This is a genomic window from Acinetobacter sp. KS-LM10, from assembly GCF_036896575.1.
GTDB classification, from domain to species: domain Bacteria; phylum Pseudomonadota; class Gammaproteobacteria; order Pseudomonadales; family Moraxellaceae; genus Acinetobacter; species Acinetobacter avistercoris.
The window spans coordinates 1313845-1332815 of record NZ_CP145906.1 but is presented as its reverse complement, the minus strand read 5'-3'; the positions used below and the strand labels follow the sequence as shown (position 1 = coordinate 1332815).

Genomic DNA, 18971 nt, shown 5'->3' with positions numbered 1-18971 from the left:
TTTTACTTACAGCATCATTCTGTTACTCAAATCATCTAAAATTAATCCATCTCAAGGTATTCAAATTTCCATTTTTATTAAAATATAATTCACGTAAATTTCAATGAGTTATTAGCACTAAAAATTTTATTGATAACTTTTAAATCTCATATCTTAAATAATTTAGAAGATTTAATATTCAATTAACGCTAAATTTTGATTTGATTGCAGAATTACCCTTTAAAACTTAAGCATTGATCCCTATCTTATAATAATCACTAAAAGGAGTTGTCTCGTGAAAAAAGTTGTTAAAGCCAAAAATCTCATTGCATTTCGTATCTGGTTAGAAAAATTAGGATATTCAGTTAAAAACTTAACGGATAATCGTGGTTTTACTTTTAGCTTTAAGAAAGAATATGGTTTAGTCACTTGTGATCTAGCGGGTAATAATTTAGCGATTCAACTGGGTGAAGAGTTTGAAGATCACTTAAAAGCTTAATGACTTGAATCTTTTTAAAGACGATCTGCTTGTTGAACAGAATCTTGAAGTCCTAAAATAAAATCTGCAAATTTATAATTAAATATATTATGCCCAAGGATTTGGGCTTTTTTTATTCTTTTAAATACACTTTTTTCTGCTTTTTCTACTTTTATTTTTACTAGAATTTTATCTTTACCAGATTTTAACCAACTTCACCAAATCTCTACCCGCTTCACCAAATTTCTACCAGCTTCACTTCTATTACCTTCAAATCAATTTCACTATGCTTGAACAAGCATTGCAATATTGAAATTCTAATTCATGTAAAGCACAAATCACAGGCAATAAAAAAGCAAGGTCATTAACCTTGCTTTAATAATGGTGGGGACGGAGAGACTCGAACTCTCACACCTTGCGGCGCTGGAACCTAAATCCAGTGCGTCTACCAATTTCGCCACGTCCCCTCAGAAAGCTCTATATTAGAGTTCTAGAAAACTTGGCAGAGGATCAAGGACTCGAACCTTGACGAACGGTTTTGGAGACCGTCATGCTACCATTACACCAATCCTCTATTTAGTTTCATTCTAAGCTAAACACTGCTCAAATGAAATTACTTGGTGGGGACGGAGAGACTCGAACTCTCACACCTTGCGGCGCTGGAACCTAAATCCAGTGCGTCTACCAATTTCGCCACGTCCCCAATGGCTGTGTATATTATAGAGATCATCCCAACCTGACAAGACCTTTTTATTAAAAAAACACTCGTTTGACTAAATATGAAACAATTCGCACTTATATCGCTTTTACTTTACACATTTTCACTTAATAACTGTTTTAAATGATAAAAATTTATACAACGTTGACTCTTTTCTTTCGCAAGCATGCTTTCCAATACTGCTTTAAATCGAATAAAGGCTGCGGGTAATTCAACTTTTAAGTTTTGACAATGCAATATTGCCCAATCATAGTAACTTTTTGCCTGTAATGAATTTTGAGTTGCTTGTAATGTATTTTGAGATAACCACTGCAACCAAATGATGCCGAGCGCATAAACATCAGATGCATAAGATTTTGCATGCGCATGGAATAACTCAGGTGCCATGTAACGAGGGGTTGCTGTATTTTTTATACCGTTAGCTTGAGCAGGTTGATGGCATTGCTCAAAATCAATCAATACACACCGATTTTCAAAGACTCTAAAATGTTCACCTTTTAAATCTCCATGGATCAACCCAATCCCGTGTAACTTTTCTAAAACACTCAAACTCTCAAGCAATCTTTTTTTTACCTCTGCAATATCTATCGCATACGGATCTATAGAAAAGAGCGATTCGCTCTCAGCTAAAAATAAGCCCTGCTCCAAATAGCTTGAATCCAAACCACAATTCAACTGTGCATGTACAATGTTAAAGGGTGCTAAAACTTCAGGCTGTTGTTTAAAAATGATTTGATAATTCAAAATTTCATTCTGAAAGGATTGTTCATGCTCATCGCTATAGCCTTTCTTTTGTACCTTTAACCAGTAACGCTGATCATCCATTTCTACCTGAAAAATATGACGACCAAAATTCTGGCTACGTATTGGATTACAACTCTGTTTGAGCTGTGGCAGTATTTGACTGGGTATGAGTTGTATCGGTTTTAGCATTAATTTCAAAAGGTAGACTCGGGTTTAATCTCGCGATCAATAATTCTATGCAATGTTCAATGGTCTTGCCTATTCGCGCATGAGCCTCAATGCTTGAAATTTTTGACCATGTCGCACGCTCCCCCTCTCTTTGCAATATTTTAAACAAATGCGGTCGTGGGTTTTGCAGCATATATTGGTAGTGGCGCAGGCTACAGTGACCAATTATATTGACATCGCCATAATAACGCTGATCAACAATGCCATATCCGTGATCGAGTATACGTCGAATACTCGGCACTCTACCCATCCGATCACGAGTAAAGTTCATCACATCCATTGCAATCGTTTTACCATGTTTACGTACGATACGCTCTGGCCAGCTCAGTAGATCAGTTCTGAATCGTTCAGCATCATTTTGCATAAATGGAACAATATGCGGATTTACTTGGCTCGCGATAGTATAGTTAATATTATAAAGTCGAGACATTTTCTCTTGCGGAAAATCACTTCTGACGCTTCCATCAACCCAACGAATGCTCGCTAAATAAGGGGTATGAACACCATCATAACGCTTACTGGTGAGGCGAACAGGTGGAAATAAAATGGGAACAGCACACGATGCCAAGACAGCACTCCAAACCAAAAGATCTGGTGCTGTATATTTATTCATAATACGAGCATCTTCTTGAGCAACATCATACGGTGCAATACTGATATTAATATCTATGCCAGACTTCGCATAAGCCTCTTCAAAAGTTAGATCACCTAAATTTTCGATCAAAAATTTCTTTAAATATCGAACATCTGCGAGCCCACCATCACCTCGAATTAATTCTTTAAACTTTCTAAAATGAAAAGCTTCGCTATAAAACTGCTCACCTTTTAGTAATTCAGTAATTTCATCTGGCGATGAGACGCCTAACATTGCCGTCATCAATGCGCCTGCACTAGAGCCTGAAAGCACATTTGGCATTAAATCTTGTTCTTTAAGTGCTTTACACACACCTGTATGAAATAGCCCGAGGGATGCGCCACCGGAAAACATCATGGCAGGTTGTCCATAAGCCAATTTACAATTCTGAAAAAAATCTAATTTTTCTTGAACTGTTAATGCATCGCATTGGCTAGAAGCGATATACACCAAGCTTAGACTAACTTCTTCAATATAATCTTCAATAATTTTTTTAGTGCCAACATAAGTTTGGTTAAACAACATCGGATGCCCAATATTGGCAACGTCATGACTTAAACCTTCGCGCAGAATATATATAAGGTCAACCACTCGATGGCTTTGCTTATATCGTCTCAACATATTTAAACGATGAGAAATGATCTCAGCATCAAAATAGGGAGAGCTGTTATCGTATTTCCACTCTTGAGCGCCTGTTTCTTCATCAAGCTTTAACGCAATAGATTTCCACTCGTCATAACTGTCTGCTCGATCTAAATCGCGATTCATTTTTTTTATGCGATATGCCTGATGTGGGTTCAGATCATATGGTTTGGCTAAAATCATTTCACTTTTCCCTGAGTGTTCACATTGCGAACATTTATATTTGTTGTACAAACTATGCGCATAATTAGAAAAATAATCAATCATCATTTTTTTATTTTGATTGGCTAAATTTTTAATTCCATTACAATTAGTAAAATAAAGTTTTTGCGAATAGGTATTTTTTTGATTCTAGATTAATATACTTTTAAACAAGATAAATCGTATTCTCATTATGGCAATTGTGGAACTTCCAGATCAACTGATTCAACGCTTGAATACTGTATTGGATCAGCTTCAGCAGATTTTACCTGAGGCTAAGCAAGACATAGATTTTTCAGCACCTGCTTTTAAATGGCAAAATAAACAACTTAAAGCACTTCACGAACCTAAAATCATCGATCTTGAAGATCTTAAAGGCATTGAACGTCAAAAAGAAAAGCTCCTGCAAAATACTGAACAATTTTTGCAAGGTTTTCCTGCCAATGATGTTTTATTAACTGGCTCCCGCGGAACTGGAAAATCATCAATTGTTCGCTCACTCCTCTCCAAATACGTCGATCAAGGATTACGTTTAATTGAAATTGAACGTGATGATCTTGCAGATTTACCTGAAATACAAAAACTGATTCAAAACCGTCCTGAAAAATTCATTGTTTATTGTGATGACTTGGCATTTAACGCAGAAGATGAAAATTATCGAAGTTTAAAAAGCGTTTTGGATGGCTCACTTCAGTCTGGATCAAATAATTTTATTATTTATGCGACCAGTAATCGACGCCATTTACTGCCTGAGTTTATGCATGAAAATACACCAGTGAAGCGCGTTGATGTCCCACAATACACGGAACTACACCCTCAAGAAGCAATTGAAGAAAAGATTTCGCTCTCTGATCGATTTGGTTTATGGCTTTCATTTTATCCAATGGATCAAAATTTATATTTAGAGATTGTGGAACATTATTTGGCTAAGGAAAACATCAGCTTTACAGATTTTGTCCGTTCAGAATCTTTACGATGGTGCCAAGCACGAGGACAGCGTTCAGGACGCGCAGCTTACCAATTTTCTAAGCATTGGATTGGCTCGCAGCAGCTACTGCAACGTTAATCATCAAGATGAATAAGCAGACTGATGCTGAATAGTGAACGCTTTAAGTCTGCGAAAATCAAATCCTGCATTTGCTTGAGTTAGAGCATTCTTCTAATTCAAACTGGACGATATAAACAACGGTCATCCAACTAATTTTGATTTGTGCATATCTAAGTCAAGCAAAATGCTTCAAAATCAACAAAACTTCTTTGATCTTGAATATTGTTCATTATTCAGAGAACCTCATCATTTTAAGGAATCTCCCATGACCGATAATGAACAAACGATTATTTTGAACAAATTATACAAAGAGTTTTCAAGAAGCTTTGATCATTCTCTTGATTTTGAAAAGATTAATTTTAGAAAACGTCCAGAACTGTATCGTGTAGGTCAAGCTGAAGAAGGCGTGCTCGTGGTTCAACCCTATACTTCAGAAATTTCACCACTCTGGCAAATTGACAGTATGGAAGCTGCAACTGAAAGTTGTGACAAAATTTTTGCATTATTTTTAGAGTATTTAGAGAAAAATGATTTTGTCGGCGCAGATATGGCGAGAAAATTTTTACTTATGGGTTATACCCGTGCTCGTCGTTATGCTCACCACAAGAAAGGAACGCACAAGACTGGCCGTAAAATTAAAGGTGCTACTCCTAAAATTAAAGTTGAAAAAGTTGATCCCGCTTCAACTGAAAAACAGCCAGTCAGTAGTGCTGATCTTGAAAGAGCAGCAATAGCACAACTCTTTAAAGACAGAAAGAATGAAGCTCGATCTCATCCTAAATATCTTGAATTAAAAGAAAAATTTAATTTAATGATTGAGAAAGATGCTAACGCTTAATTTTTTTTTAAATCATAGAATCAATTATCCCCCCATGTTAACGTTTGACCCAAACGATTAATATTTAATCGTAAAACTTTCTCTTTAAATCCATGCTTAGCCTAGTTTATGCATGGATTTTTTTATGAGACACGTTCTTAAGACGATTTGACTACACATTTAAGCTGTTTTTCAGTATGGTGTGGCACTTTATTTGGCGAATGGATAAATAAGATGAATTTTCTCTATATGGCTTATGGCGTTGCTATTCTTTTGGCAATGATGTTCTGTATATTTATTCTCACATTCTGTGGAAACTTTATCTTAAGCAAAGATCAATTGAATAGTGTGATCACGCCATTATTCTTTTTCGGTTTAGCTGCAGTTGGCTTTTTAAACGCACGTAAATCACCTGATAAAAAAGCGATCAATGCACTCTTGTTAAACTTAATTTTAGTTGCGATCATGGGTGTATTTATTCAAATCAGCGGCTTTATACCTAAAGCTTTTAATCAGTTCATATTATTCAGTTTGCTCAGCTTAATTTCAGGTAGTTTGCTTTATTTTATCTCGATGAAAATAGTAAACACTCAAAAAATCAAACCAACAGTTAATCATTGATCTAGGGTTTCTATCGTTTATTTAACATCATGGTTCAATGAATGATCTTGTCTTTGCTCAAGCTTGATCAGCATAATGATGAATATCAAACTCATAAATGCACTCAATCGTTTTATTTTCACTTCAACTATTTGTACTTTATTTTTATATTTATTTGCTTGATTTTTAATCGCTTAATCTTTATATGCGGGCTCTTCATTTCATAGAAACCAAATGAAACACTTAAGAATAGGCATTCTCCTCACCCCTCTTTAGAAAGAACCACTGAATTTTAAATTTAATAGTTTATTTCAATATTTTCATCAGCAAAAAATCTAACTATTGTCTTTCTAATTACTTACAAGACAACAAACTCATTACTTTGATTCAAATTGTATAATCCTTAAAAGTCTAAGAATTGCAAAGATGGTAAATACAGAAAAAAAAGATATTCCTAAACGTGCATCAAGAGTCTATTCAACCAGTTTTGACTATTCACTAGATTTTAAAAAAATAGATTTTAGAGCGCGTCCCGAGCTTTATCGCGTGGGCCGTGGTGAACAAGGCGTATTATTGGTTGAACCTTATAAATCGGAAATATTGCCTTATTGGAAATTTGCTGATGAAGCTAAGGCGACAGAAAGCTCTGAGAAAATATTTGAACTTTTTTTAATTTATTTAAAAAATGAAGATTTCGTTGGTGCCGATATGGCACGAAAGTTTTTACAAATGGGATATACCCGCGCACGTCGATATGCCAATCACAAAGGTGGAAAGAAATATAAGGGTGCTGTTCCAGATGACAAAAAAGGTTTAAGTGGTGCACATGGCCGTGAAGAATTACCCAGAACTCAAGAAGATCCAATCAAAGCTGCAGCAGCTCTTATATTTAAGAAAAAATGGGATGAAGCAAAAACAAATTCAAAATATATTGAATTAAAAGAGAAATTCAACCTCATGATTCAACAAAAATAAAGCTTAAATTTCATCAATATATACTTTTTTATTTTATTAAGATTAATTTTGCTTCTTAAAGATAAAAAAACTCTACGCCATTCAATCAATCTTTTTTCCATAATTTTTTGTTTTATAGAGAGGACTCAGTCAACCTTAGCGACATAAAATCAACGACAGATGATTGTAAAACAATTATTTTTGATTCATAAATTCTTAAATTAACCAAACAATAAACCTCTTTCATAAATCAAAAAATGAATCAATAAGTGGCAACAAAATGATTTATAAAAGTTCCTTGTCTCTTTGGAAGAAAATTAGGATGCGAGAATATTAATCATGCGTCTGTTATGTGAATAAAGACTGATGAAAAAATCGGAAAAGATAAATTTCACTTCGATCATGCTCTAAAGATCTAAATCGCTGTAAAATAGTGCACTTTAAAATATAAATAAAATTTTGTTTTTTATTAAAATTAATATTTATTTTATGTTAATTTCTGTTAAAGTTTGACTCAAATCACATTGTGATTTTAATTTGTTAAATAAAACAAACTTTTAGTATTTAAAAAATTTAGAGAAAACTATGAAATTAAAATTATCTGTAATGGCAATTTTAGCTATTTTTGCGACAAATACATTTGCTGAAAAAAATACTGTATCTTTAGGATATGCACAAACCAAAGTCGAAGATGCTATTGATCTTAAAGGCTTTAATGTAACTTATCGCTATGCATTAAATGAACCATTCAGCATACTAGCATCAGCTTCATACCAATCTGGCGATGAAAAATGGGGTGATGAATATGGCAATGGCGAACTTGAGGTAAAATATATTTCGGTTTTAGCTGGTCCAGCGTATCGTTTGAATGAATTTTTCAGTGTTTATGCTTTGGGCGGATTTGCACAAGCGAAGATTAAAGATCAGTTTCTCAGTAGCAATGAATACGATAATTATAGTGCCAAAAAAACCGCTTTCGCTTATGGAGCTGGGGTAATTGTTAATCCAACCCCTACACTCTCAGTAAATGTAGGTTATGAAGGTACGACCATTGATTCAGCTAAATTTAATGGATTCAATATCGGCGTAGGTTATAGCTTCTAAACACGAGAATAGATATTTTTGTATTTAAAAACGAAGCAAATAAGAGATTTAAATCTCTTATTTGCTATTTCATCTCCTAAATTTTATTTTATTAAGTCAAACTTTCTTCAGGATTACTTAACTCTGTCATCGGCCAGCGTGGTGTCGTGGTGACTGCCAATCCATCCTGTTGACCTGCTTTTAAGCGTTGATAACCCGCAAATGCAATCATCGCACCATTATCTGTACAGAGTGCAGGCTCAGCGTAATAAACTGAAGCTTTAATTTTAGCCAAATCTGCTTCTAAACGTTCACGTAAACGAGTGTTCGCACTTACGCCACCTGCAATCACTAAGCGTTTTAAACCAGTTTGCTTTAACGCTTTAACTGATTTTTTCACTAAAGTATCCACTAACGCTTCTTGGAAAGATGCCGCGATATCTGCTTCACGTCCCTGACCTGCAACCTTTTTGAGTTGATTTGACACAGAAGTTTTTAAACCACTAAACGAAAAATCCAAACCTTGATGCAACATTGGTCTTGGAAAGTCAAAAGCCTTATCATTTCCCTGTAAAGCGAGTTTTGAAATATTTGGGCCACCTGGATATGGTAAACCCATCATTTTCGCTACTTTATCAAATGCTTCGCCCGCTGCATCATCAATCGATTCACCTAAAATCTCGTATTGACCGATCCCATATGCGGCCATGAGCTGGGTATGACCACCTGAAACCAACAATGCGACAAACGGAAATTCCGGTGGAGTATCTGAAAGTAATGGTGCGAGCATATGGCCTTCCATATGATGTACACCAATTGCAGGCTTATTCAAAGCGAAGGCTAAAGTACGACCAAACAGAGCGCCTGTCATAAGCGCACCCATTAAACCTGGTCCACGGGTATACGCTATCGCATCAATGTCAGATTTCTTTATCTGACATTGATCAAGCAACTGATTGATTAAAGGAATTAATTTACGCACGTGATCACGTGATGCCAGTTCTGGTACAATCCCACCATACTCTGCATGCAATTTAATTTGACTATATAACACCTGTCCTCTTAAGCCGACTTCACTGTCATAGATTGCGAGACCCGTTTCATCACACGACGTTTCTAAGCCTAAAACGATCATTAAATTGCCTTTAACCCATTTCAAAATATTGCTAAAGCTATTATAGACTTGTGGTATGAGATGTAAATGAGTAAAATACTGTCCTTCACTTGTGACTTAGCGCAATAGTGCGTTAAGTCTTATCCATAAACTAGAGGATTCTTCATGCCACAAGTTAAATTGAAAGAAGGCGAACCAGTAGACGTAGCTATCCGTCGCTTCAAACGTTCATGCGAAAAAGCTGGTGTTTTAGCAGATGTTCGTAAACGCGAATTCTACGAAAAACCAACTCAAGAACGTAAGCGCAAGAAAGCTGCTGCAGTTAAACGCTACCAAAAGAAATTGGCGCGTGAATCTGTACGTACTACTCGCCTTTACTAAAATTAATTTGTGACTAACTGACTGCTTGGAAATATAGATGACGACTTTAAAAGACCAAATTACTGATGCATTAAAAATATCGATGCGTGCCAAAGATATGGCAACAGTAACGGTTCTACGTGGTCTCCAAGCAGCAATTAAACAAATTGAAATTGATGAGCGTATAGAGCTTGATGAAAGTCGAGTTCTTGCGGTCATTGAAAAGCAAATCAAACAACGTAAAGAATCGATTAAAGCCTTTCAAGGTGCTAATCGACAAGACTTAGCTAGTAAGGAACAAGCCGAATTTGAGATTATTTCTCAATTTCTACCAGCCGCTATGACTGAGGAAGAACTTGATTCCATGATTGAGCAAACTATTCTTGCTCAACAAGCTACTAGCATTAAAGATATGGGTAAGGTGATGAATTCTCTACGTCCGATCATAGCCGGACGTGCCGATCCTGCACAGGTTTCATCTAAAATTAAAGCAAGACTTGCTTAATTCCCCGATTCTATTAAATTCAAAAAATTGTTTGATTTGGTCTATTTAGTTTTTGTTTTATAATTTTGTTTTAAAATAAGATTAAATAGCCAATATCTATTGTTTAATTTATAAATAAAATCGATTTATTCTAAAAATTTAATTTCTATTTCTAAAATTCATCTCTAGCTTAAATCACATTGAATGTTGTATTTACTGAGAATCTTCATTTCTTTCGACTTTCGAACATTCTCAATCACATCTTGTCTGGTCATTCGTGCATATGACAACGGCAATAAGTTACGGTTGTTATCCGTCAAAAAGAAAAAATCCTTGATATAATTTCTCACAATTCCACAATATTGTTGAGTTTGCTGCGGATTAAATTGCGTGGTATTGAACGGTAGTGATTTTAAAAACCTATGCATATCCTCACTATATTTCTTAGAAATCGTATTGAGTTCGCGTACGTATTGATCAGGAATATCTTGCGCAAACGTTTGAAGTCCAATCAATGTTAATGACATTACCAAAGCTATTTTTTTCATCATATTTTAAGAAGATTTGATCTATATATACAACGTATTATAAGCTCAATTACATTCAATACACTGAGTAAATCGTGTAAAACCTACGCTTATTTAGGGCTTATAACTTCAATGAAATCAGGTTGATCAACCTCATAAAAAAACTCAACAGGCCTTGGCACACAACCTTCAGTGACGCTCCCTAATCTTAGACGCTTGACGCCGGGAAGATCTAAGCGATAGGAATATAATGGGCTTGCACATTGTGAACAAAAAACACGAGCTTTATTTGGCGTATGAAAATATTCTTTTAAGAGTTGCTGACCTGTAATCAGCTCAAATAAATCCGTTTGAATGACAGCATTCCAAGCCATTATAGTGCCCTGCGCCATTTTACAGTCTTTGCAAAAACACAAAATGCTCTGTTCAATTTCACCATGATAGTCATATTGAACTGCACCACACAAACATTGCCCTTTCAGCATATGATGCTCCGTCCATCGTTCTGTGGGTAGATGACATTAACTACTTTATATTTTTTGTTGACGCTCACTTTGCATAACTTTTAAACGTAAATCAATTTTTGCAGACATTGCGTTATTATCTTTAGCCAAACGCTGAGCATGTAGTAAAGACTTGATTGCGGTCTCTTCCGTGCCTTTCCAATATTCTGCTTCTGCACGATAACGGAGTACATTCACCGTTCGTAATGGATTTGAGGTATCTAAATTTGCAGCGCGCTCAAGTAAATTCCAAGCCGTAATATCGCGCGTGTTTTTTTGAATAAATTTATTCACAATACGGTCAGATGCTTGAAAATCATTTTTCATCAAATAAATTTCCGCCAGCTTAAAACTTAATGCACGATTCTCGGGTACAACACGTTGTTTGGGTAAAATAGCGGCTAAAGCATCGTCGACTTTATTTTGCCCCAAATAAATATCGGCTTGAATTAAACTCAGCAAAGTGTGCTTTGCATCTAGCTTTTGAGCTGCATCAAGATATTGTTGAGCAGCTATATAATCACCACGTTTCAAATGATAAGCACTTAAAGCTAAAATTCCAGCAAAATTTTGACCACGAGCAACCGTATTTAACTGACTTTCAGAAACCTGATTACTTACAACTGCGGTATACCATTTAATAATATCAAATTCTTTTTGAGTATTACTATAAGGTACCCGAGGTAACTGATTCGCTCTCAATCGCGCCTCACTCATCCGTTGAGTCGTCAGTGGATGGGTTAACCAAAAATCGGGTAAAAAACTGATTCTTGAGGTAGCCCGATTCATGGTTTCAAAAAAATCAGCCATACTTTGCGGGTTATAACCAGAACCATACATCAACTGCATACCGATGCGGTCAGCTTCTCGCTCTTGATTACGACTATAGCTCAGCTGACGATCCATAACCGCAGCTTGAGTACCTAACATCAGTGCACTGCCCACATCACCGTCTGCCTGCGAAGCAATCGCGGCACCAACAAGAATACCTGCAAGCGCCAACAACCCCTGTCCCTTAAACGCTTCTTTGGATCGACTATAGTGGCGTTGAGATACGTGCGCGATCTCATGTGCGATCACACCAGCAACTTCGTCTAGATTTTTAGAGGAGGTAATCAATCCCGAGTTTAATGCAAATAAACCACCAGGCACGGCAAAAGCGTTAATTTGAGGATCATTAATCACCACAAGACCAATTGGTCGCCCCAATTGAGTTTGGCTCAAAATACGACTAAAGACCGCCATAAATTGATCTTCAAGCCAAATATTATTCAAGATCGGCATTTGTTTTTGAACCTGCCGATACACTTTTTCACCGATCATTTTTTCATTTTGTTGATCGATAAATCCAACTCCACTGGCAATATCAGGGATATCGAACTGAGCTAAATTCATCTCATGAAACTCATCCGCAGCACTATATAGAGAACTTAAACACAGGCTCAAGGCTAAGATGATTTTCTTCAAAAGTATAGGCTCAAAAATATGCTTAAACTGACTATAACATTGAAAATAAGATCAATTGACAATGAAGTGTTATCAATTATTATCATAGTTTAAAGTTTTGAAATTTTCACGAGAGTTGAGCAAAACTCAGCTCAGAATCTATCGCATCCATGATGAATCAAAACCAATATGAACTTTAAAGTGCATGAATTCAAAATCACATGATAGTCATTCAGCTTTAACATAGTTTTTCTTTAGAAAAACGAGCTAAATTAAACAGACTAAATTAAGCAAAATCATATTGATCTAACCCATGAAAATTTGAATCATGGGTGTTCAAAACTAAGCATGTTTGAAATTAAGCATCTTTAAAACGAAGTATGTTTAAAACCAGAATGTTTAGAACGAATTAAACTTAGAATTGACTAGATATTTTGGCGTATTCCCCTCTAAAGCATTCACTAAATTTTGATAAGCTAAATCTGCCATCTTAAAACGTGTTTCTTCAGTTGCTGAACCCACATGCGGTAGAGTAACGACATTGTCCAGATTAAAAAGTTCAGATGTTTGTAAGGGTTCTTTTGCGTAAACATCCAAGCCTGCCGCAAAAATTTGCTGAAATTTAAGCGCGTCTATAAGTGCTTGCTCATCTACAACTGATCCGCGTGCAATATTGACAAAAACGGCATGCTTTTGCATGAAACCAAACTCTTCCGCACCAATGAGTGCTTGTGATTCAGCATTCAAATTAACAGCAACCACAATATAATCTGACCGAGACAGTAAATCTTTAAGACTGCAATACTCAGCATTAAAAGCCTGTGCCAGTTCAATTTTTTCTTGACGATTATGATAAAGAATATTCATATTAAAGCCATGAAATCCACGTCTAGCGATTGCCGCACCAATATTACCTAAACCAATAATGCCTAAAGTTTTACCAAATACATCCTGTCCAAATTGAGCAGAACCTACTGTTCGCTTCCAATTTCCTTGTTTCGTCCATGCATCTAAACTGGTCACTTTGCGTCCAGCAGCCATCATTAAACTAAAGGCTAAATCTGCTGTCGTTTCTGTTAAGACATGTGGTGTATTGGCTAACCAAATTTTTTGCTCATTAAGATATGCGAGATCATAATTATCAAAACCGACACTGACCGTTGAAATAATTTTAAGTTGCTTTGCTGTATTTAAATTCTCTTTATTGAGTAAGCGCCCAGATCCGATCATGCCATCTGCATCTTGAACCTCATGACGAATTTGCTCATTCACATCACCCAATTTAGGATTTATAGAGACCACATGATATTTTGCTTTCAATTTCTCTAATATATTTGCATCGATTTGACTAAAAACGACAACTTTCTGACTCATTCTATAATCCCTTTATTAAAGCTCATTTTATTTCTGCATCATTTCCCATAACTTTCGCTTGGAAATAGGTTGCTCTAACATTTCTTGCAGACTTGCTAATTCAATAGATGATTGTTCCAAAATATGTGGCAATGTGCCCAAAAATATCATGCGTTTATCGCTGGAAATCGCGTCTAAGAACCCTTTGACATATATGGATGCCCCACGACCATCTTGCAAAGGCAACAAGGCAAATGGCCATTTAAGCTCGATGAGCTGTCCATTCACTGCGGATTGAATATTGCGCCATAACATGGCTTGTTCTTGAGTCAGCGTTGTTGCGTTCGTGACGATAACGCAGTGCTCGAAACTTAAAGCCTGTAACTCAAATGCTTCAATTTGTAGCGCAGATTTGGCGTCTAAACTTATTTCACTGTGGTTAGACGCAGCTGTTATTGGTGTTTGTATAGACTTTTCAAGCGCATGCTGTGTTTTTTCAAGTGGCTTAACGCGCAAACTCAAATCATGATTTTGAATCTGGCTTTGATCATGTTTTAAATGTAGGTCTTCAGAATTTTGTAATGTCTTAGATTCTAGGTCTAAGGATGCAAAGCTCAAATCGCTTGAAATTTCAGGCTCAGCTTGATCACGATATAATGATGTACTATTGTAGACACGCGTTTCTACACCACTTTTCGGGATCCATAAATCGATGCCCATAAGTGCCATAATACTACGCTGATGCTCTACCATATTCACATTCATTACATACGTCTAGCATTAATCGGGTCGGATATTCTAACGATTTTTTTTAGTCTTTGCTGAGCTTTATAGCTTCAGATCAATCATATGATTAATGGACAAATCCATCATATACAGTAATCAGTATAATATTCAATTCTATCCAAAAATATTATACATCAAACAATAATCACACTGTTTTTCTTATGCATTTGCTCGACAATTTCACTGCTCTCAAAGCCTAAACGCCAGTAGAGTAGTTCAAGTACATCAAGTTCATCTTGAGTAATTATACGGTCATGCCATAAACAAATTTCTGCAATTCCTAAAATACTTAAACGATCACGCAACAACAGCCCTGCGATATCATTCATGATTTCGCCTAAATCGATCGGCTCATCTGAAATCTCTTCATATAGCTCCAATTCATCATGACTTAATACACGCTCTAAAATACGATAACGTACCTCAAGTTGATTCGCACCATTAAGTTGCTGAACGTGTAGAAGTGCATCGATTAATCTTACAATTTGTGGTTTTACCTCTTCTAATGAAGTCGGTCTGTGCGCGGGAAGTAAATTTAATTCTGATTTTACTTTCTCGATCAAAAGCGCATCAAGCAAACCAATTTCACCATCTTCTTGAATAATTTTTGCCAACTTGGTGATGAATTGTCGTGCACTAGTTGCTGGAATATTTCCAAGATTATTACAAGCTTCATGAAATATCTGGATATGAACACGTCCATCGATATTTAATAAAGAGTCAACAATGGCACGGCTCACCTGAGCCTCAGATGGAATAAATTCTCGATATTGACGAATCATCAAAATCGCGATCATGACTTCTCGCGAGCCTGTTGAAGTTTGCATCGCACGCTTAATTAATTCAGGACGCGCCATTTGCTGACGTACCTCAGAATTGAGCGGCTTGATCGCATCTTTAATTGCAAAACTTATTGGAGACAAGCGTAATAATGGTAAGGGCTGTGGAGACATCCAAGGGTTATATTCTTCTGCGACGGACTCTTCTAAAGAACGCATTAAACTAAATAAAGGCTGGCTGCGTAATTTTTGTAAATTTTCAAGTTGCAATTCTTCGAGCAGACTCGGATTGAGATCATAAATTCGATCTTGAACACTAGGATGTATGTTCAACCAACTTTGTGGGCTTAAAGAGTTTGCAAAACACATGTGTGAAATAGATTCCGAATACTCACTATGTATTTGAGATCCTGCATGATGCACATAAATTCTTAATAAAGTTTGTACGTTGGCATTGTTTGCAAGTAGTCGTTTTGTTTTTTGATCATTATATAAAGTACGACCGCTTAAGCTGAAATATTTAATAAGCCGTGTAATCAAAACACCCAAGCAGCCAATCAGCCAAATCACTCCACCGATTGCCACATAACTCGTTTCCAACTTGTGACGAACCTGATCACCGTGGCGTTTAAATCCACGCTTGGCAATCTTACTGCCCCACTGACTCATGGCAATTAAGCCACTATATAAAATTTTTAATCGTGTATTTTCAGTCGCCTCACCAGAGAGTATTTGGTTAAACTCATGCCCCAACAGTCCATAGAGTTCAAGTTCATCTAAATTCTGCAAAGCTCCCCAAGTTAATATAATGACTGTATTTCTAGGGTGAAAACCTGCTGTTAGTGCATTTACGCCAATTTCATCTGGCAATACATATAAGGTCGGTTTTTCAATCGCAAAAGTGTGTGCTAATTTTTCAGTAAGTTTAAGTGCTGTATATTCTTCTGGTGTGTTATCAACTGGGCTCAATCGTCTTGCTTTGAGTTGCTTTGCCAATGTATGCCCGCCCAAGCGGAATACATAAAACTCATGTAGCGTTGACCCCCAAATAATTAAAAGCAGTAAGGTGACTAAGTATGGACTAAGCGCGTGCCACCAAATCGATTTTGCAGGATCAATATAAGAGACCAATAAGCCTAAAATTGTATTTAAAATTACGATTGCCAAAACGACCGCAAGCACACATAGACTTGCAGACCAAACCATATTCTTATTTTTAATTAAGTAAAAACTCATATCCTTCAATGTAAACCATCCTCATTACATTGTTTTCAAATCATAAATTAAAAAAGCGGGAAATACCCGCTTTTTTAAATAGATTCTACTGGTATTTACATTTCTCTAATGCCAGTCAAATCTACAGACGATGCATCGACATTGACATCAATATAACCGCCTTTCTCTTTTTTTGCAGAATCATTTCGTTTTTGCTCTAAGTCGTCCAGATACTGTGCATCAATACCGCCTGCAACATATATTCCATCAAATACAGAACAATCAAATTCACGCAAATCAGGTACTTTTTTGGTCCGAACCGCATCTTTTAAATCTTCCAAATTTTGGAAAATCAAACGATCTGCGCCGATCATTTCACGAATCTCTTCTACATCTCGATTCGAAGCAATCAATTCATCCTTCACAGGCATATCAATACCATAGACATTCGGGTATTTCACCATTGGCGCTGCTGAAGCAAAAAATACTTTTTTTGCACCAGCATCACGTGCCATCTGGATGATTTCATTACAGGTCGTTCCACGTACAATCGAGTCATCGACTAAAAGTACATTTTTACCTTTAAATTCAAGTTCAACTGGGTTTAGCTTTTGACGTACAGATTTTTTACGTAATTGTTGACCTGGCATGATGAAGGTACGGCCAATATAGCGGTTCTTCATAAAGCCTTCACGGAACTTCACACCTAAGGTGTTTGCAAGTTCTAATGCCGAAGTTCTTGAAGTATCTGGAATTGGAATGACCACATCAATATCATGGAACTCACCCCACTCGCACAAGATTTTATGTGCAAGTTTTTCACCCATTTTTAAACGTGCTTTATAAACTGAAATACCATCTATGATTGCATCTGGACGTGCAAAATAAACATATTCAAATATGCATGGACGGTATTCTGGATTTTTACTGCATTGATGACTAAAAAGTTGCCCTTCAGTATCAATAAAGATTGCTTCACCAGGAACCACATCACGCTCAACTTTAAAGCCTAAAGCGGTTAGTGCTACAGACTCTGAAGCCAAAATATATTCAGTACCCAGTTCAGTATCACGCGAACCCAGAATTAATGGTCGTATTCCATTCGGATCACGAAAACCAACGATGCCATGCCCTGTAATCATCGCAACCACAGCATAACCGCCTTTACAACGCTCATGTACACGCGTAACCACGTGGAAAAAATCATCTGCAGTTGGATTCAATTTGCCGCGTTTTTGCAGTTCATGTGCAAACACATTCAGCAAGACTTCTGAGTCTGAATCCGTATTCATATGACGTAAGTCAGTTTTGAATAAATCATCATGAATTTCTGCCGCATTGGTTAAGTTACCATTATGCGCCAAAGTAATACCGTAGGGAGAGTTTACATAAAACGGTTGTGCTTCTGCACTGCTTGAAGAACCTGCAGTTGGATAACGCACATGACCAATACCATAGTTACCCAATAAGGCACGCATATGTCGTGTATGGAATACATCTCTAACCATGCCATTGTCTTTCCTTAAGAAAAGACGACCATCATGGGACGTGACGATTCCAGCAGCATCTTGCCCACGATGTTGTAACATCGTTAATGCATCAAACAACATTTGGTTAACAGGTGATTTACCAGCTATACCAACTACTCCACACATAGCAACCTCGCAAAAAAGCTAGGATTAAAAAAAAGGGTTTTTCGTTGAGTGAGTTGAAGAGTCATCATCATCCACTGAATTTGCTTTGTTTGATTCTAAGCTTTTATTTGATTCAACAGATGGATCAGACTTAAATTGACTCATTGCCTTATTGGCAGTCTCTTTGGTTAATGCTGTGGCCATGGGGGCATAAGGCAATAAGCTTTGAATAAACTTAGATTGTTTCCAGTGCGGTGAACTGTCAACAAATGAACCTAAACCTTGCATCGTGATTAACACCACCAGTAAACCTTTTAATGTACCGAATGCGCCACCGGCTAAACGATTTAATGGGCCTAATTTCAAGGTTTTCAATAGACGATTTAAAAACGCAGTTACAATCCATGTCATCACCACGATTAACATAACAATAAATGCGAAGCCTGCAATTTTTTGAACCACTGGATCTTGACTTAGTATCGACATTGATGGGGCCACTAATGCGGCATATTTCGCGCCTACAATGAGCGCAAAAACCCAGCCGACCAAGTTCGCAAAGGCTTTGACAAATCCTTGACGCAAACCGTTGAACCCTCCAATGAGCAAAACAATCAATATAAAGATATCAATGGTATTCATAGAAA

At 36.6% G+C, this 18971-nt stretch carries 18 protein-coding genes, 3 tRNA genes and 1 pseudogene; 8 read left to right on the top strand and 14 right to left on the bottom strand.

The genetic code is table 11. The features are described 5' to 3' along the window. Positions 1 to 274 precede the first annotated feature (274 nt). On the top strand, positions 275 to 478 hold the full coding sequence (locus V5M36_RS06105) for a hypothetical protein (protein ID WP_338563087.1): 204 nt from the start codon (positions 275 to 277) through the stop codon (positions 476 to 478). Between the two features lie 361 nt (positions 479 to 839). On the opposite strand, the gene V5M36_RS06100 is transcribed toward V5M36_RS06105, so the two are convergent. The 5 genes from V5M36_RS06100 to V5M36_RS06080 form a co-directional block, all read right to left on the bottom strand. Continuing rightward, a tRNA-Leu gene (locus V5M36_RS06100) sits at positions 840 to 924 on the bottom strand. Positions 925 to 957: 33 nt separating this feature from the next. Further along, positions 958 to 1031, bottom strand: a tRNA-Trp gene (locus V5M36_RS06095). 44 nt (positions 1032 to 1075) lie between these two features. After that, a tRNA-Leu gene (locus V5M36_RS06090) sits at positions 1076 to 1160 on the bottom strand. A 108-nt stretch (positions 1161 to 1268) separates the two neighbouring features. Next, positions 1269 to 2108: a protein kinase domain-containing protein gene (locus V5M36_RS06085; RefSeq protein WP_338563085.1), complete on the bottom strand. Its 840-nt coding sequence runs from the start codon at positions 2106 to 2108 to the stop codon at positions 1269 to 1271. Then, positions 2047 to 3606 (bottom strand): DUF3336 domain-containing protein, encoded by a 1560-nt coding sequence (locus V5M36_RS06080; RefSeq protein ID WP_338563083.1) that lies wholly within the window; start codon positions 3604 to 3606, stop codon positions 2047 to 2049. Before V5M36_RS06080 ends, V5M36_RS06085 begins: the two co-directional genes overlap by 62 nt. Before the next feature lie 211 nt (positions 3607 to 3817). Here V5M36_RS06080 and V5M36_RS06075 point away from each other — a divergent pair, with 211 nt between their 5' ends. The 5 genes from V5M36_RS06075 (at position 3818) to V5M36_RS06055 (ending at position 8147) form a co-directional block, all read left to right on the top strand. Beyond that, entirely contained in the window at positions 3818 to 4690 is an 873-nt protein-coding gene (locus V5M36_RS06075) for an ATP-binding protein (RefSeq protein ID WP_338563081.1), read from the top strand. Positions 4691 to 4937: 247 nt separating this feature from the next. Then, entirely contained in the window at positions 4938 to 5510 is a 573-nt protein-coding gene (locus V5M36_RS06070; protein WP_338563079.1) for a DUF4385 family protein, read from the top strand. A gap of 213 nt (positions 5511 to 5723) precedes the next feature. Beyond that, entirely contained in the window at positions 5724 to 6110 is a 387-nt protein-coding gene (locus V5M36_RS06065; protein WP_338563077.1) for a hypothetical protein, read from the top strand. Positions 6111 to 6515: 405 nt separating this feature from the next. Next, a complete protein-coding gene (locus V5M36_RS06060) occupies positions 6516 to 7064 on the top strand; it encodes a DUF4385 domain-containing protein (protein WP_338563075.1) in 549 nt (182 codons plus the stop codon). Between the two features lie 564 nt (positions 7065 to 7628). Further along, positions 7629 to 8147 (top strand): Ail/Lom family outer membrane beta-barrel protein, encoded by a 519-nt coding sequence (locus V5M36_RS06055; RefSeq protein ID WP_338563072.1) that lies wholly within the window; start codon positions 7629 to 7631, stop codon positions 8145 to 8147. Between the two features lie 91 nt (positions 8148 to 8238). Here V5M36_RS06055 and tsaD read toward each other — a convergent pair whose 3' ends face one another. Next, positions 8239 to 9261, bottom strand: coding sequence for a tRNA (adenosine(37)-N6)-threonylcarbamoyltransferase complex transferase subunit TsaD (tsaD, locus tag V5M36_RS06050; protein ID WP_338563070.1), 1023 nt, complete (start codon positions 9259 to 9261; stop codon positions 8239 to 8241). A gap of 144 nt (positions 9262 to 9405) precedes the next feature. Between tsaD and rpsU the strand changes: the two genes are divergently transcribed. Continuing rightward, positions 9406 to 9621 (top strand): 30S ribosomal protein S21, encoded by a 216-nt coding sequence (gene rpsU / locus V5M36_RS06045; protein WP_001136722.1) that lies wholly within the window; start codon positions 9406 to 9408, stop codon positions 9619 to 9621. A 37-nt stretch (positions 9622 to 9658) separates the two neighbouring features. Next, a complete protein-coding gene (locus V5M36_RS06040; RefSeq protein WP_338563065.1) occupies positions 9659 to 10105 on the top strand; it encodes a GatB/YqeY domain-containing protein in 447 nt (148 codons plus the stop codon). Between the two features lie 164 nt (positions 10106 to 10269). Here the strand turns inward: V5M36_RS06040 and V5M36_RS06035 are convergent, their stop codons facing one another. The 8 genes and pseudogenes from V5M36_RS06035 to V5M36_RS06000 all read right to left on the bottom strand — a co-directional run. Next, complete coding sequence (locus V5M36_RS06035; RefSeq protein ID WP_338563063.1) at positions 10270 to 10611, bottom strand: hypothetical protein; 342 nt, start codon at positions 10609 to 10611, stop codon at positions 10270 to 10272. 110 nt (positions 10612 to 10721) lie between these two features. Then, a complete protein-coding gene (locus V5M36_RS06030) occupies positions 10722 to 11096 on the bottom strand; it encodes a GFA family protein (protein ID WP_338563061.1) in 375 nt (124 codons plus the stop codon). A gap of 45 nt (positions 11097 to 11141) precedes the next feature. Then, entirely contained in the window at positions 11142 to 12581 is a 1440-nt protein-coding gene (locus V5M36_RS06025) for a M48 family metalloprotease (RefSeq protein ID WP_445206311.1), read from the bottom strand. A 378-nt stretch (positions 12582 to 12959) separates the two neighbouring features. Then, positions 12960 to 13934, bottom strand: coding sequence for a 2-hydroxyacid dehydrogenase (locus tag V5M36_RS06020; RefSeq protein WP_338563056.1), 975 nt, complete (start codon positions 13932 to 13934; stop codon positions 12960 to 12962). A gap of 27 nt (positions 13935 to 13961) precedes the next feature. Beyond that, on the bottom strand, positions 13962 to 14678 hold the full coding sequence (locus V5M36_RS06015; protein ID WP_338563053.1) for a hypothetical protein: 717 nt from the start codon (positions 14676 to 14678) through the stop codon (positions 13962 to 13964). A 155-nt stretch (positions 14679 to 14833) separates the two neighbouring features. Continuing rightward, complete coding sequence (locus tag V5M36_RS06010; RefSeq protein ID WP_338563051.1) at positions 14834 to 16723, bottom strand: M48 family metalloprotease; 1890 nt, start codon at positions 16721 to 16723, stop codon at positions 14834 to 14836. 86 nt (positions 16724 to 16809) lie between these two features. Next, positions 16810 to 18348 carry an amidophosphoribosyltransferase gene (gene purF, locus V5M36_RS06005; RefSeq protein ID WP_338563049.1) on the bottom strand — a complete coding sequence of 513 codons (1539 nt, stop codon included), beginning with the start codon at positions 18346 to 18348 and terminating at the stop codon, positions 16810 to 16812. A gap of 158 nt (positions 18349 to 18506) precedes the next feature. Then, positions 18507 to 18966, bottom strand: a pseudogene (locus V5M36_RS06000) (CvpA family protein); the annotation flags it as partial. Positions 18967 to 18971: the final 5 nt, after the last annotated feature.

Bases quoted from the DNA above. Each gene is read 5' to 3' on its own strand.
- V5M36_RS06085 (WP_338563085.1), bottom strand. From the start codon at position 2,108: ATGCTAAAACCGATACAACTCATACCCAGTCAAATACTGCCACAGCTC.
- V5M36_RS06080 (WP_338563083.1), bottom strand. From the start codon at position 3,606: ATGATTTTAGCCAAACCATATGATCTGAACCCACATCAGGCATATCGC.
- V5M36_RS06075 (WP_338563081.1), top strand. From the start codon at position 3,818: ATGGCAATTGTGGAACTTCCAGATCAACTGATTCAACGCTTGAATACT.
- V5M36_RS06070 (WP_338563079.1), top strand. From the start codon at position 4,938: ATGACCGATAATGAACAAACGATTATTTTGAACAAATTATACAAAGAG.
- V5M36_RS06065 (WP_338563077.1), top strand. From the start codon at position 5,724: ATGAATTTTCTCTATATGGCTTATGGCGTTGCTATTCTTTTGGCAATG.
- V5M36_RS06060 (WP_338563075.1), top strand. From the start codon at position 6,516: ATGGTAAATACAGAAAAAAAAGATATTCCTAAACGTGCATCAAGAGTC.
- V5M36_RS06055 (WP_338563072.1), top strand. From the start codon at position 7,629: ATGAAATTAAAATTATCTGTAATGGCAATTTTAGCTATTTTTGCGACA.
- tsaD (WP_338563070.1), bottom strand. From the start codon at position 9,261: ATGATCGTTTTAGGCTTAGAAACGTCGTGTGATGAAACGGGTCTCGCA.
- rpsU (WP_001136722.1), top strand. From the start codon at position 9,406: ATGCCACAAGTTAAATTGAAAGAAGGCGAACCAGTAGACGTAGCTATC.
- V5M36_RS06040 (WP_338563065.1), top strand. From the start codon at position 9,659: ATGACGACTTTAAAAGACCAAATTACTGATGCATTAAAAATATCGATG.
- V5M36_RS06035 (WP_338563063.1), bottom strand. From the start codon at position 10,611: ATGTCATTAACATTGATTGGACTTCAAACGTTTGCGCAAGATATTCCT.
- V5M36_RS06030 (WP_338563061.1), bottom strand. From the start codon at position 11,096: ATGCTGAAAGGGCAATGTTTGTGTGGTGCAGTTCAATATGACTATCAT.
- V5M36_RS06020 (WP_338563056.1), bottom strand. From the start codon at position 13,934: ATGAGTCAGAAAGTTGTCGTTTTTAGTCAAATCGATGCAAATATATTA.
- V5M36_RS06015 (WP_338563053.1), bottom strand. From the start codon at position 14,678: ATGAATGTGAATATGGTAGAGCATCAGCGTAGTATTATGGCACTTATG.
- purF (WP_338563049.1), bottom strand. From the start codon at position 18,348: ATGTGTGGAGTAGTTGGTATAGCTGGTAAATCACCTGTTAACCAAATG.